The organism is Fulvimarina manganoxydans (assembly GCF_900176465.1).
Taxonomy (GTDB): domain Bacteria; phylum Pseudomonadota; class Alphaproteobacteria; order Rhizobiales; family Rhizobiaceae; genus Fulvimarina; species Fulvimarina manganoxydans.
The window spans coordinates 114,938-126,702 of sequence record NZ_FWXR01000015.1; the positions used below are offsets into that span (position 1 = coordinate 114,938).

Here is an 11,765-nt window from a genome sequence, read left to right on the forward strand (position 1 = left end):
AATTCGGCCTCGTCGAGCGCGTCGCGGATCATCTGCCGGTTCCGCTGAAGCACCAGCCGCGCTAGCGCCTGTGGCGCGTGGTGACGAAGCGTGCGGTGCTTGCAAGCGGCTCCTATGAGCGCCCGATCGCGTTCGGCGGGAACGACCGGCCAGGTGTCATGCTGGCGAGCGCGGTGCGCACCTATCTCAATCGTTATGGTGTCGCGCCCGGCCGGCGCGTCGCGATCTTCACCACCAGCGACGACGGCTGGCAGACGGCGCGCGATTGTCTTGGCGCCGGGATCGAGGTCTCGGCGATCGTCGATGTGCGGCCCGAGGTCTCGCAGCAGCTTTACGATTTCGCCGTGCGTGAGGGCGTGCGCCGCTTCGTCGGTGCCGAGGTCGTCGCGACCAGTGGCCGCCAAGCCCTGAGCGCCATGACGGTGATCGACAAGTCAGGGGAGCTCCACGAGATCGCGACCGACTGCCTCGCCGTCTCGGGCGGCTTCAATCCCAACCTCTATATCACCACCCATCTCGGCGGGCGGCCGAAATGGTCCGACGCGATCCACGCCTTCACGCCCGGCTCCAAGCCGTCGCATATCCATGTGGCGGGCGCGGCCAATGGCGAATTCTCGCTGGCGGGCGCCTTCCGCAGCGGTGCTGAGGCGGGTCTCGAGGCGGCGCGCGATCTCTAAACGATGCCGCTTCGGCTCCCGGCTGCTGCGGGGCGCTGCTCGGCGATCCTGTTTCGATAGCCGCTCGCGCGATAGGTGGCGATCGGATCGATGGCGCCACCGTCCATCGATCGAGCCTTGGCGAGGATCGGGCTCACATCCGTGCGGAAGGCACGTTTCAGGCATTCCGAGGCCATCAAGGGATCATTCTCGTCCTGAAAGCCGCGCAGAGCAGCCCGGTCGACGAGCAGCGCCTGGGCATAAGCGCGGCGGATTTCGTCCGCGGAGCGGATCAGGCTTTCGATCGGGTCCGTTACATTGTGGGATTGGTCGATCATATGGGCCGGGTGCAGCCTCGAAAGCGCATCGCCGGCTTCGACCAACTCGTTGAAAACCAGAAACAACCGAAATGGATCGATCGAACCGGCATCGAGATCGTCGTCGCCATATTTCGAATCGTTGAAGTGAAAGCCGCCGAGCTTCTCGGCGAAGATTAGTCGCGAAACGATCTGTTCGATATTCACATTCGGCGCGTGATGGCCGAGATCGACGAGGCAGAAGGCTTTGGTCCCGAGTTCCTGAGCGATCAGAAGGTTCGTGCCCCAGTCCTGGACGACGCTGGCATAGAAGGCCGGCTCGTACATCTTGTGTTCGGTGAAGAGGCGCCAGTCTTCGGGAAGGGCGCGATAGATCGCCTTGGCCGATTCCAGATAGCGCTCGAAGCTGCGGGCAAGATCGACCTGGCCAGGGAAATTCGATCCATCGCCGATCCAGACGGTGATGGCGGTCGAGCCGATCGCTTGGCCGAATTCGATCACCTCGAGATTGTGCTCGATGGCCTGCGTCCGGACCGCTTTGTCCGCATGGCTGAGCGAGCCGTATTTGTAGGAAAGCGGCTGCTTCGGATCGTCCGGATGGTCCTGGAACGTATTGGAGTTCATCGCATCGAAGGTGAGGCCAAGGCCTTGCGCCTTTTCCTTCAGCGCGGCCGGGTCCGTTCGGTCCCAAGGGATATGAAGAGAGACCGATGGCGTGGCGCGGCCGAGCTGTTGAATGACGGCGCAATCGTCGAGCTTTTCCATGATGCCGCGCGGCTCGCCCGGCCCGGGAAACCGAGCAAAGCGCGTGCCCCCCGTGCCGACGCCCCATGAGGGAACCGCGACCTTAAAGCCGCGCACCGCCTGGACGATGGCGTCGATCGAAATTCCGCGGCGATCGAGCTGGTCGCCGAGAGCGGCGTAATCGGCTTCCAGGTCCGGGTTTCGTTTGGCATTGTCGCTTTCGATCCGTGAAGGATCGATCGGCATATCGGTCATGGGGCATCACCTCCCGAGTTGGGCCCGAGACGAGGGAGCGGATGTCAGCGCGTGAAGGATTGGGCGTTGCCGGCATCCACATTGACGATGTTGCCCGTCGATTTGGCTGAGGCATCGCCGGCAAGGAAGGCAACCGCTTCCGCAACGTCGGAGGGCAGCACAGAGCGCTTCAGCATGGAGCGCTTACGATAATGCTCCTCCAGCTCGTCGGGGGCCATATTGTAGGCGGCGGCGCGTTGCTCGCGCCATTCGCCGGTCCAGATCTTCGAGCCCTGCAGCACGGCGTCCGGATTGACGACGTTGACGCGAATGCCCGCTTCGGCGCCTTCCAAGGCGAGACAGCGCGCGAGATGAATTTCGGCAGCCTTCGCCGTGCAATAGGCTGCGGCATTGGGCGAGGCGGCAAGACCGTTCTTCGAGGCAATGAAGACCACGGCGCCGCCGAGCTTCTGGCGCCTGAACAGGCGGAAGGCCTCGCGCGAGACGAGGAAATAGCCGGTGCCGAGAATCTCGATATTGCGGTTCCACATGGCGAGCTCGGTGTCCTCGATCGGCGCCGAAGACGAGATGCCGGCATTGGAGACGAGGATATCGACGCCGCCGAATTCCAGGGCCGTGGCTTCGAATCCTTGGGCAACAGCGCTCTCATCGGTGACGTCGAGGCGGACCGAACGGACGAGATCGGGTCCGAAACGCTCGGAAAGGTCTGCTTTCGCGCTGTCCAGCGCTGAGACGTCGATATCGGCGAGGACGACGCAAGCGCCATCGGACAGGAGGCGCTGGGCTGTCGCCCGCCCGATACCGCCACCGCCGCCGGTGATGAAGGCGATGCGGCCTGCAAGGGCCTTCGGTTTGGGCATGCGCTGGAGCTTGGCCTCTTCGAGGAGCCAGTATTCGATGTCGAAGGCTTCTTGTTCGGATAGGCCCCGATAGGTGCCGACCGCCGAGGCGCCCCGCATGACATTGATGGCGTTGACATAGAATTCGCCGGCGATCCGCGCGGTCGCCTTGTCCTTAGCGAAGGTGATCATGCCAATACCGGGGACGAGATAGACCACCGGATTGGGATCGCGCATCGCCGGGCTGCCCGCGTGCCGGCAGCTCTCGTAATAGCGCGCGTAGTCATCCCGATAGGCGGCGATCGCATCATCGAGCCTCGAGATCACCTGGTCGATGCCGCCCTCCATATCGAGCACGAGCGGGCGGATCTTCGTCCTCAGAAAATGGTCTGGACAGGAGGTGCCGAGCGGGGCGAGCTCGCCAAGCGCCTTCGAACCGACGAAGTCGAGCACGGCTGCGCTGTCGTCGAAATGACCGATCTTGCGCTCGTCCTGACCGATCCGGGCCCGGATTTCCGGCATGAGGCGCGCCGCGATCGCCCGGCGCTCGTCTTGCGATCGCGGTTCCTGGATGAGTCCGCCGAAGGCCGGCCGATCCTTGGTCTTCTCATCGAGAAAAGCGATCGCCTTGTTGATAATGCGAAGCGTCGTCTCGTAGCATTCGCGGGCGGTCTCGCCCCAGGTGAACAGGCCGTGGCTTTCGAGGACGACGCCCTTGGCCTCAGGATTTTCCTTGGCGAAATTCGACAGCTCCAAGCCGAGCTCGAAACCAGGTCGACGCCAGCCGAGCCAGCCGATCTCCTCGCCATAGATCTCGTGGGTCAGGTCCTTGCTGGTCGCCGTCGCGGCGATCGCGATGACGGCGTCGGGATGCATATGGTCCACATGGGGATAGGGAAGGTAAGCGTGCAGCGGCGTGTCGATCGAGGCGGCGCGCGGATTGAGCGCGAAGGTGCAATGGGGCAGATAGCCGACCATCTCATCCTCGTGCTCGGGACCCCGATACAGACCTTTCAAGGCTTCGAGCTTATCCTGATAGAGCGTCGCAAAGCCGTCGCGCTTCATCGTACCGACATCGCCGCCCGAGCCCTTTACCCAGAGGACGGTGACGTCTTTGCCCGTGAGCGGGTCCTTTTCGGTCAGCTTGGCGGAGGTGTTGCCGCCCCCGTAATTGGTGATCCGCTTGTCGGCACCGAGAAGATTGGACCGGTAGAGAAGCCGTCCGGGCTCATCGAGCGTCGATGCATGGGCCTCGTCCCAAAGGGATGGCAGCAATCGGGACGCGCGTCTTTCCTCGGCCTGCGGCATGATTGATCTCTCCTCGACGATCTTTGCGCGCACCATTCGCCAAAACCGGGCTTTCGTCAATCAATTCGATCACGATCAATCATGATGCAGCGCAACATGACGGAAGATGATTGAATTTGATTGACAGAAACCCAGGCTTCGCTCAGCATCTGCAATGGGAGAAACGCCGGACATGCACGAACGCGACAGACACAGAATCATCGTCAGCGTGGTTCAGGCTCGCTCGGTGGCGACCGTGCAGGAACTGGCGCGGCTCACCGAAGCGTCTGAGGCGACGACGCGCCGCGATATCGCAGCGCTCGCCTTGCGCAAGAAGGTGAAGCGGGTTCGCGGCGGCGCAGAGGCCCTGGAGACGGCGCCCTTCGGCGAGATTTCGAGCCTGCCTTTCGAAACGGCCCGAACGATCAAGGAGCGTGAAAAGAGCGCGATCGCGAAAGAGGCCGCAAGGCTTTGCGGCGAGGGCGAGGCCATCATCATCAATGGCGGCACGACGACCTTCCAGATGGTGCACCACTTCGCCGGTATCCGTCTTCAGGTCCTGACGAATTCCTTTTCCATCGCCAATCATCTGATCGAGCATTCCGAATGCACGGTGATGTTGCCGGCGGGCGCGATCTATCGGGATCAGGGGCTGATCCTCAGCCCATTCGAGAGCGACGGCATCGCGCATTTTCGGGCGCGGCGCATGTTCATGGGCGCGCAAGGGATCTCGCCTTACGGCATTGCCGAAACCGATCCGCTGATCATCCAGTCCGAACAAAGGCTGATGCGCCAGGCGGACGAACTCGTGCTCCTCGTCGATTCCTCCAAATTCCATCATCCGTCGAGCATGATCATCGCGCCGCTCGAGCGGGCTCACATCGTCATCACCGATGACGGCGTCTCCGACAAAGATGCGGGAATGGTGGAGGCGGCCGGTGTGCGTCTCCTCGTGGCGAATCTCTCTGAAGAGGGAGGCGTTCAGGATGTCGCGTAACGCCTCGCCTCAAGACCGCGCCTTAGAGCGCTATGCCTTTCGAATGCAGCTTTATCCAGGAATGGCGGAAGAATACCGCCGACGGCATGAAGCGATATGGCCGGAGCTCGTCACGCTTCTGCGCGAGGCCGGCATCGGCGACTATTCGATCTTTCTCGATCCCGAGACGAATGCCCTTTTCGGGGTTTTGTCGCGAAAGCCCGATCACGGCATGGGCGAGCTGCCGAAGCACCCGGTCATGCAGCGCTGGTGGGCGGCGATGGCCGACATCATGGAGACCCATCCCGACAACGAGCCGGTCGCGGTGCCGCTCCAACCGATGTTCCATATGGATTGATGCCGATGGAGCGTGAGATCCGGAACGTCGCCGTCATCGATATCGGGAAAACCAATGCCAAGCTCGTCTTGCACGATCTTGAAACGGCGGACGACCTGGCCGTGCTGACGACGCCGAACCTTGTCTTGAAGGACGGCCTCTACCCCCATTACGACATCGATCATCTCTGGCGCTTCATCCTCGAAGGGCTCGCCGCGCTGTCATGCGAGAAGCCGGTAGATGCGATCTCGCTCACCACACATGGGGCTTCGATCGCGCTGATCGGCCCGGATGATCTCGCATTGCCGGTGCTTGATTACGAATATGAGCTCGATGCCGAATTCATCGCGGCCTATCGTGCCGAGCGCCCGGATTTTTCGGAAACCCAATCCCCGGCGCTGCCCGGCGGGCTGAATGTCGGGGCCCAGCTCGCCTGGCTCGAAACGCGCTTTCCCGAGCGCTTTGCGCAAGCGGAGACGATCCTCACCTATCCCCAATACTGGGCCTATCGGCTGACGGGAGTCAGGGCTTGCGAGGTGACACAGCTCGGCTGCCATACCGATTTGTGGAGGCCAGCGGAACGGGACTTCTCCTCCCTCGTCGACCGGCGCGGTTGGCGGGGAAAATTCGCCCCGCTTCGCTCCGCCTTCGATGAGCTGGGGGCCCTGAAGCCCGAGATTCGCGACGCGATGGCGCGTGATTGGGACATTCCGGTCTTTTGCGGCATTCATGATTCCAACGCGTCCCTGTTGCCCCACTTGATGACGCGCCAAGCACCGTTCACCGTGGTCTCGACCGGGACATGGGCGATCCTGTTTGCGGTGGGCACCGAGCCGAAGCCGCTCGACAAGGATCGCGATACGCTCGCCAATGTGGATGCCTTCGCTCGTCCGGTCCCTTCGGCGCGCTTCATGGCAGGGCGCGAATTTTCGGAAATGGCCGGTGCCGAGCCGGGTGAGGCGAGCCGCGAAGCGGCAGAGCGCGTGATCGTCCGAAACGCGATGGCTCTGCCGAGCTTTGCGAAAGGGACCGGCCCCTTTCCGACGCGCGTCGGAGACTGGACGCTCGATCCGGCAATGCTCGACCAGGGTGAACGCACCGCCGCTGCCAGCCTTTCCGCCGCGCTGACAACAGAGACCTGCTTATCGCTGATCGGCGCGAGCGGGCCGATCATCGTCGAGGGGCCTTTTGCGAAAAACACCATCTATTGCGACGCGCTGGAAGCGCTGACGGGGCAGCCTGTCGAGGCAAAGCCCGGCCTGACGGGCACGGCCGCCGGCGCTGCATTGCTTGCCCGAGGCATAGCCGGGCGCGCCGGAAGGGCGAACACCGAAACGAAAGAGGCACGACGGCGCGCGCCCTGGCCGGGCCTTCAAGACTATGCCGAGACTTGGCGAAGACATGTGGCGGGCGGCAGAGCCGCGGAAGCGGACGTGCTGGTGGGAGGAGAATGACGATGAAAGGATCGTTGGGAGGCCTTGGTGGCCGCTCAGAATGGTCGGGTGAGCGATGACCCCCGTCATCGAACTCGCAGGCGTGTCAAAGGCCTTCGGCCCGGTCAAGGTTCTGACCGGCGTCGACTTCGCTCTTTATCCGGGCGAGGTTCACGCGCTGATGGGCGAGAACGGCGCCGGCAAGTCGACCATGATCCGCATCGCTTCCGGCGACCACCGGGCGGATGAGGGCGAAATCCGGCTCGATGGGGAGGCGCGTCGGTTCCGTGGCCCGCGCGAGGCGCAGGAAGAAGGCATCGCGGTGGTCCATCAGGAACTGCTGCTCTTTCCCTCCCTCAGCGTCGCCGAGAACATCTTTCTCGGCCATCAGCCGAAGACGCGCCGTGGCTTCGTGGATTGGGGCCGAATGCGTCGCGAGGCGCGCGAACTCCTCGATCGGCTCGACTGCCCACAGCTCGATGTGGACCAACGGGTCGCGAAGCTCTCCGTCGCCGATCGCCAGCGTGTGGAGATCGCCCGCGCACTCTCGCGCAAGGCCCGCGTCCTCATCATGGACGAGCCAACGGCCGCGCTCGCCGAGGCCGATGTGCAGCGCCTTCTGGATGTCATCCGCCGCCTGCGGGAGGACGGCGTGGCGATCGTCTATGTGTCGCACCGGATGAACGAGATCTTCGCGATCGCCGATCGCATTACGGTTCTGCGGGACGGCACCTCGACCGGGACCTATCCGGTATCCGAGGTCACCGAATCCTCGCTTGTCTCGATGATGGTCGGGCGCGATATCCATCAGCTCTTTCCCAAGATCGAGGTCGAACGCGGCAAGACACGGCTGGAGGTGCGCAACCTGTCGCGCACAGGCCTCGTCGAGGATATCTCCTTCGACCTTCACGCCGGCGAGATCCTCGGCATTGCCGGTCTCGTCGGGTCCGGGCGCACGGAGCTGGCGCAAACGATCTTCGGCGTCACCCCGGCAACCTCCGGCGAGATCAAGGTGGATGGCAGCCCCCGGAAGATCGCGAGCGTGCGCGATGCGATCGCCAACGGCATCGCCTATGTGCCGGAGGATCGCGGTCTCCATGGGCTCGTGCGTCCCCAACCCTTGCGCGAGAACGTGACCATGGCGATCCTCGATCGCATGACGAAATTCTCCGTCATCGATACGGGGCGCGAACAGCGTATGGCGAAGGAGGCGATCGATCGCTTCGCGATCCGGGCCCGTGATGCCCGCCAAAGGGTCGGCCAGCTTTCCGGCGGCAACCAGCAGAAGGTCGTCTTGGCCAAATGGCTCGCCACCGACCCGAAGGTTCTGATCCTCGACGAGCCCACACGCGGCATCGACATCGGCGCCAAGACCGAAATCCACAGGCTGATGGGCGAGCTTGCCCGCAAGGGGATCGCCATCCTGATGATATCCAGCGAACTGCCGGAGGTGCTCGGTATGAGCGACCGCATTCTGGTGATGAAGGAGGGCCGGCTTTCGGCGGTCATCGATCGAAAGGATGCGACGCCGGACAAAGTGGGCGCCGCGATGATGCGCACGCGCCCAGAGCCAGCGGCAGCGGGGGCGGTTCGATGAAGAGCCGTTCCTTCCACGTCGTCGGCTCCCTTGGCCAGGAAATTCTCCTGGTTCTGGTGATCCTCGCGCTTTTCGCCTTTGTCGGCTGGGTCAATCCTCGCTTCGTCTCGGAGAACAACCTTACCAGCATCTTCGTCGGCAATGCCTATATCGCGGTCGCGGCCATCGGCATGTCGCTCGTCATCATCTCCGGCAATATCGACGTCTCGATCGGGGCGCTCATCGGTGTTCTCGCCGTTATTTCCGGCCTTCTCGTCACCAATGGCTATCCGATCTGGTTCGCCTGGCTCGCACCCTTGATCATCGGATCGGCGATCAACACGCTGCTCGGATGCCTCATCGCCTATGCGCGTGTGCCGTCGATCATCGCGACCTTGGCCATGCTGTCGATCCTCTCGGGCGGCCTCATCACCTTTACCGGCGGGCAGTGGATCAGCGGCTTGCCCAGCGGGTACCAACTCGCCCAGTTCCGCCTCCTCAACATTCCCTCGCCAGTCTGGTTCATGATCGGAATGACCATCGTCGCGGCACTTCTGATGCGCTACACGGCCTTCGGTCGATCCGTCTATGCGGTGGGTAGCAATCCGGAAGCGGCCCGGGCGAGCGGCATCGGCCATGCTTCGACGGTGGTGAAGGTCTTCGCCATCCATGGTGCCATCGCCGGCGTTGCCGCCGTCCTCTTCGCGACCCAGCTTCAGGTGATCCAATCGACGACGCCGGTCGGGCTCGAACTCGTCATCATCACCGCGTCCGTCGTCGGCGGGGTCTCGATCCTCGGCGGTGTCGGAACCGTGGTCGGATCGACGCTGGCGGCGATTCTCTTCGCCGCGATCGGCTCCTCCCTCATCTTCCTCAACGTCTCCGCCTACTGGCTGAAGGCCGTTCAGGGTGTTCTCATTCTGGCGACGGTCCTTGCCGATATGGCCCGACGCCGCCGGACGGGGTGACAATCATGGCTGCAGTGACCCGCATTCTCATCCGTCACGAGACCATTCTCGGCATCCTTTTCGTCATCGCTCTCTTCGTGATGGCGGCCCAGTCGGATCGGTTCTTCACGACGGCGAACCTCCTCAATCAGGCGCGCCTGATGACCGAGGTGGGGCTGATCGCGATCCCCATGACTTTCGTCATCATCACCGGCGGCATCGACCTTTCGGTCGGCTCGATCATGGGGCTTTGCGCTATTCTCGTCGGCGTCTTCTGGCAGAATGTCGGGCTGCCGCTTTCGGCGGCCATCGGCCTGTCCCTGGTGGCCGGAACGCTGGCAGGCTTTGCCAATGGCATCATCATCACCCGCTTCCGCGTGCCGCCCCTGATCGCGACGCTGGCGACCCTCGCTCTGTATCGCGGTCTTGCCGAAGGGATCAGCCAGGCCCGCTCCGTGCGCGGCTATCCGGACTGGTTCGCTCAGCTCGGCCAGGGCGAGATCGCCGGCATCCCCACCCAGCTCTGGCTTTTCGCCCTCGTCGCGATCGCGGGGATCTTCATCCTGCGCGCCACGACCTTCGGGCGCACGACCTATGCCATCGGCAACAACGAGGCGGCGGCGGAGTTTTCGGGACTGCCGGTCGAGCGGACCAAGCTCCTCATCTACACCGCATCGGGCTTCATCTCGGCGCTGGCCGCGATCGTCTTCGTCTCGCGCGTTTCGACGACACGCTCGGATATGGGCAATGGCATCGAGCTCGAGGTGATCACGGCCGTTGTCCTCGGCGGCACCTCGATCTTCGGCGGCCGCGGCATGGTGATCGGCACGCTGATCGGCCTTTGCCTGATGCAAATCCTTCAGAACGGCCTGTCGCTGTCCGGGGTCAGAGGTGATGGCACCACCGTCGTCATCGGAGCGATCCTGATCGTCGCGGTTCTGATCAGCAATATTCTCGGCCGTTTCGCGAACGACTGAGGGTTGGGAGGGGTGCCGAACCGGCACCTGAGATAAGTGGAGGAGAACCAAAATGAACAAACTGATGACGGCGCTTTTGGGCGCAAGCCTTCTGTCCACCCCGGTCTATGCCCAGTCGGCTTGGACGGGGAGTGACGACCAGCCGAACAGCCCGCTTGCCTGCACGGGTGAGTCCGCGGCTCCCGAGCCCGGCGAATACAATGGTGGCACGCCGACCAACGCACCCGACCGCAAGGGCAAGGATATCACCGTCGTCGACATTCCGAAGCTCGTCGGCGTCGGCTATTTCGCCAGCACCGCCGAGGGCATGCAGGAAGCGGCCAAGGAACTCGGCAATATCACGATCAACACCGACGGTCCGACGCGCGCCAATATCGACGAGCAGATCACCTTCGTCGACAATTACATCACCAGCGGTGTCGACGGCATTCTCTTTGCGGCGAACGATCCGGTCGCGATCGCGCCGGTCCTGAAGAAGGCGCTCGATGCGGGCATCAATGTCGTCGGCTACGACGCCGATGCCGAGGCCGATGCGCGCCAGTGGTTCGTCAATCAGGCGCTGCCCAATGGCGTGGCGAAGTCGATGATGGATCAGCTTGTCTCCGAGATCGGCGAGGATGGCAGCTTCGCCATCGTCACCTCGACCTTCACCACGCCGAACCAGGCGCGGTGGATCGCCGAGATGCAGGCCTATACCGAGAAATGCTATCCGAACCTCACCTTCCTGGAGACGGTCGAGGCGCAGGAGGACAACATTCTGTCCTTCAACCAGGCCCAGACGCTGATCAACAAATATGGCGAAGAGCTGGACGGCATTTTGGGCATGACCAGCGTCGCGACGCCGGCCGCCGCCGAAGCGGTTCAGCAGAACGGGCTGTGCGGGAAGGTCGCCGTCGTGGGCCTTGCACTGCCGAATGCGATGAAGCCTTACATCAATGGCGACTGCATCACGTCGACGATCCTCTGGAACACCGTCGATCTCGGCTATGCCGCCGCCCAGGTGATGCGCCAGGTCGCCGACGGCTCGCTTCAGCCGGGTGCGACCAGCGTCGAGGCCGGGCGGTTGGGCGAACTGCAGATCGTCAATCAGAGCCAGGTGCTGCTCGGTGCTCCGAAGGTCTTCACCAAGGACGATATCAACGACTTCGATTTCTGATCGAATTCAGCTGACGATAGATCATGAAAAACCCCGCCCGATGACCGATCGGGCGGGGTTCTCGTCTGTCACCTTGGTTCTTATTCCTATTGTGTCAAATGAATGCATTAGTGGTCTGGTCGCGGCCCCTTAATGCCGGTCGTCATCCTCGGCCCGTCAGGGCCGGAGACCCTGTGTGTTTGGGATAGTGTAGAGTGAGTGCGGGAAGGAGACCGACGGGACCCTGATCGCCCACGGGTAGATCGTGGCATGGCTCGATCCCTTC

Annotated in this window: 10 protein-coding genes; 8 read left to right on the top strand and 2 right to left on the bottom strand. The window is 62.9% G+C overall.

The window, feature by feature from the left end; all coding sequences use genetic code 11:
- Positions 1 to 80: 80 nt before the first annotated feature.
- Positions 81 to 677: a hypothetical protein gene (locus B9A15_RS23445; RefSeq protein ID WP_244556980.1), complete on the top strand. Its 597-nt coding sequence runs from the start codon at positions 81 to 83 to the stop codon at positions 675 to 677.
- On the opposite strand, the gene rhaI is transcribed toward B9A15_RS23445, so the two are convergent.
- Complete coding sequence (rhaI, locus tag B9A15_RS15595; protein WP_084411380.1) at positions 674 to 1,972, bottom strand: L-rhamnose catabolism isomerase; 1,299 nt, start codon at positions 1,970 to 1,972, stop codon at positions 674 to 676. The genes B9A15_RS23445 and rhaI overlap by 4 nt on opposite strands.
- 44 nt (positions 1,973 to 2,016) lie before the next feature.
- On the bottom strand, positions 2,017 to 4,119 hold the full coding sequence (locus B9A15_RS15600; RefSeq protein WP_084411407.1) for a bifunctional rhamnulose-1-phosphate aldolase/short-chain dehydrogenase: 2,103 nt from the start codon (positions 4,117 to 4,119) through the stop codon (positions 2,017 to 2,019).
- 172 nt (positions 4,120 to 4,291) lie between these two features.
- Between B9A15_RS15600 and B9A15_RS15605 the strand changes: the two genes are divergently transcribed.
- The 7 genes from B9A15_RS15605 to B9A15_RS15635 are packed head-to-tail and all read left to right on the top strand — an operon-like array spanning position 4,292 to position 11,500.
- Entirely contained in the window at positions 4,292 to 5,095 is an 804-nt protein-coding gene (locus tag B9A15_RS15605) for a DeoR/GlpR family DNA-binding transcription regulator (RefSeq protein ID WP_084411382.1), read from the top strand.
- Positions 5,085 to 5,432: an L-rhamnose mutarotase gene (rhaM, locus tag B9A15_RS15610; RefSeq protein WP_084411384.1), complete on the top strand. Its 348-nt coding sequence runs from the start codon at positions 5,085 to 5,087 to the stop codon at positions 5,430 to 5,432. The genes B9A15_RS15605 and rhaM overlap by 11 nt, the downstream gene beginning before the upstream one ends.
- A gap of 5 nt (positions 5,433 to 5,437) precedes the next feature.
- Positions 5,438 to 6,865, top strand: a complete 1,428-nt coding sequence (locus B9A15_RS15615; RefSeq protein ID WP_084411409.1) for an FGGY-family carbohydrate kinase — start codon at positions 5,438 to 5,440, stop codon at positions 6,863 to 6,865.
- A gap of 55 nt (positions 6,866 to 6,920) precedes the next feature.
- Positions 6,921 to 8,441 carry a sugar ABC transporter ATP-binding protein gene (locus tag B9A15_RS15620; protein WP_084411386.1) on the top strand — a complete coding sequence of 507 codons (1,521 nt, stop codon included), beginning with the start codon at positions 6,921 to 6,923 and terminating at the stop codon, positions 8,439 to 8,441.
- Positions 8,438 to 9,388 (top strand): ABC transporter permease, encoded by a 951-nt coding sequence (locus B9A15_RS15625; protein WP_084411388.1) that lies wholly within the window; start codon positions 8,438 to 8,440, stop codon positions 9,386 to 9,388. The genes B9A15_RS15620 and B9A15_RS15625 overlap by 4 nt, the downstream gene beginning before the upstream one ends.
- A gap of 5 nt (positions 9,389 to 9,393) precedes the next feature.
- Positions 9,394 to 10,344: an ABC transporter permease gene (locus B9A15_RS15630; protein ID WP_084411390.1), complete on the top strand. Its 951-nt coding sequence runs from the start codon at positions 9,394 to 9,396 to the stop codon at positions 10,342 to 10,344.
- Between the two features lie 52 nt (positions 10,345 to 10,396).
- Complete coding sequence (locus B9A15_RS15635; protein WP_084411392.1) at positions 10,397 to 11,500, top strand: autoinducer 2 ABC transporter substrate-binding protein; 1,104 nt, start codon at positions 10,397 to 10,399, stop codon at positions 11,498 to 11,500.
- The last annotated feature ends 265 nt before the right edge of the window (positions 11,501 to 11,765 follow it).

What these genes read in the sequence shown, in the direction of transcription:
- rhaI (WP_084411380.1), bottom strand. Translation starts at nt 1,972, where the DNA reads ATGACCGATATGCCGATCGATCCTTCACGGATCGAAAGCGACAATGCC.
- B9A15_RS15600 (WP_084411407.1), bottom strand. Translation starts at nt 4,119, where the DNA reads ATGCCGCAGGCCGAGGAAAGACGCGCGTCCCGATTGCTGCCATCCCTT.
- B9A15_RS15605 (WP_084411382.1), top strand. Translation starts at nt 4,292, where the DNA reads ATGCACGAACGCGACAGACACAGAATCATCGTCAGCGTGGTTCAGGCT.
- rhaM (WP_084411384.1), top strand. Translation starts at nt 5,085, where the DNA reads ATGTCGCGTAACGCCTCGCCTCAAGACCGCGCCTTAGAGCGCTATGCC.
- B9A15_RS15615 (WP_084411409.1), top strand. Translation starts at nt 5,438, where the DNA reads ATGGAGCGTGAGATCCGGAACGTCGCCGTCATCGATATCGGGAAAACC.
- B9A15_RS15620 (WP_084411386.1), top strand. Translation starts at nt 6,921, where the DNA reads ATGACCCCCGTCATCGAACTCGCAGGCGTGTCAAAGGCCTTCGGCCCG.
- B9A15_RS15625 (WP_084411388.1), top strand. Translation starts at nt 8,438, where the DNA reads ATGAAGAGCCGTTCCTTCCACGTCGTCGGCTCCCTTGGCCAGGAAATT.
- B9A15_RS15630 (WP_084411390.1), top strand. Translation starts at nt 9,394, where the DNA reads ATGGCTGCAGTGACCCGCATTCTCATCCGTCACGAGACCATTCTCGGC.
- B9A15_RS15635 (WP_084411392.1), top strand. Translation starts at nt 10,397, where the DNA reads ATGAACAAACTGATGACGGCGCTTTTGGGCGCAAGCCTTCTGTCCACC.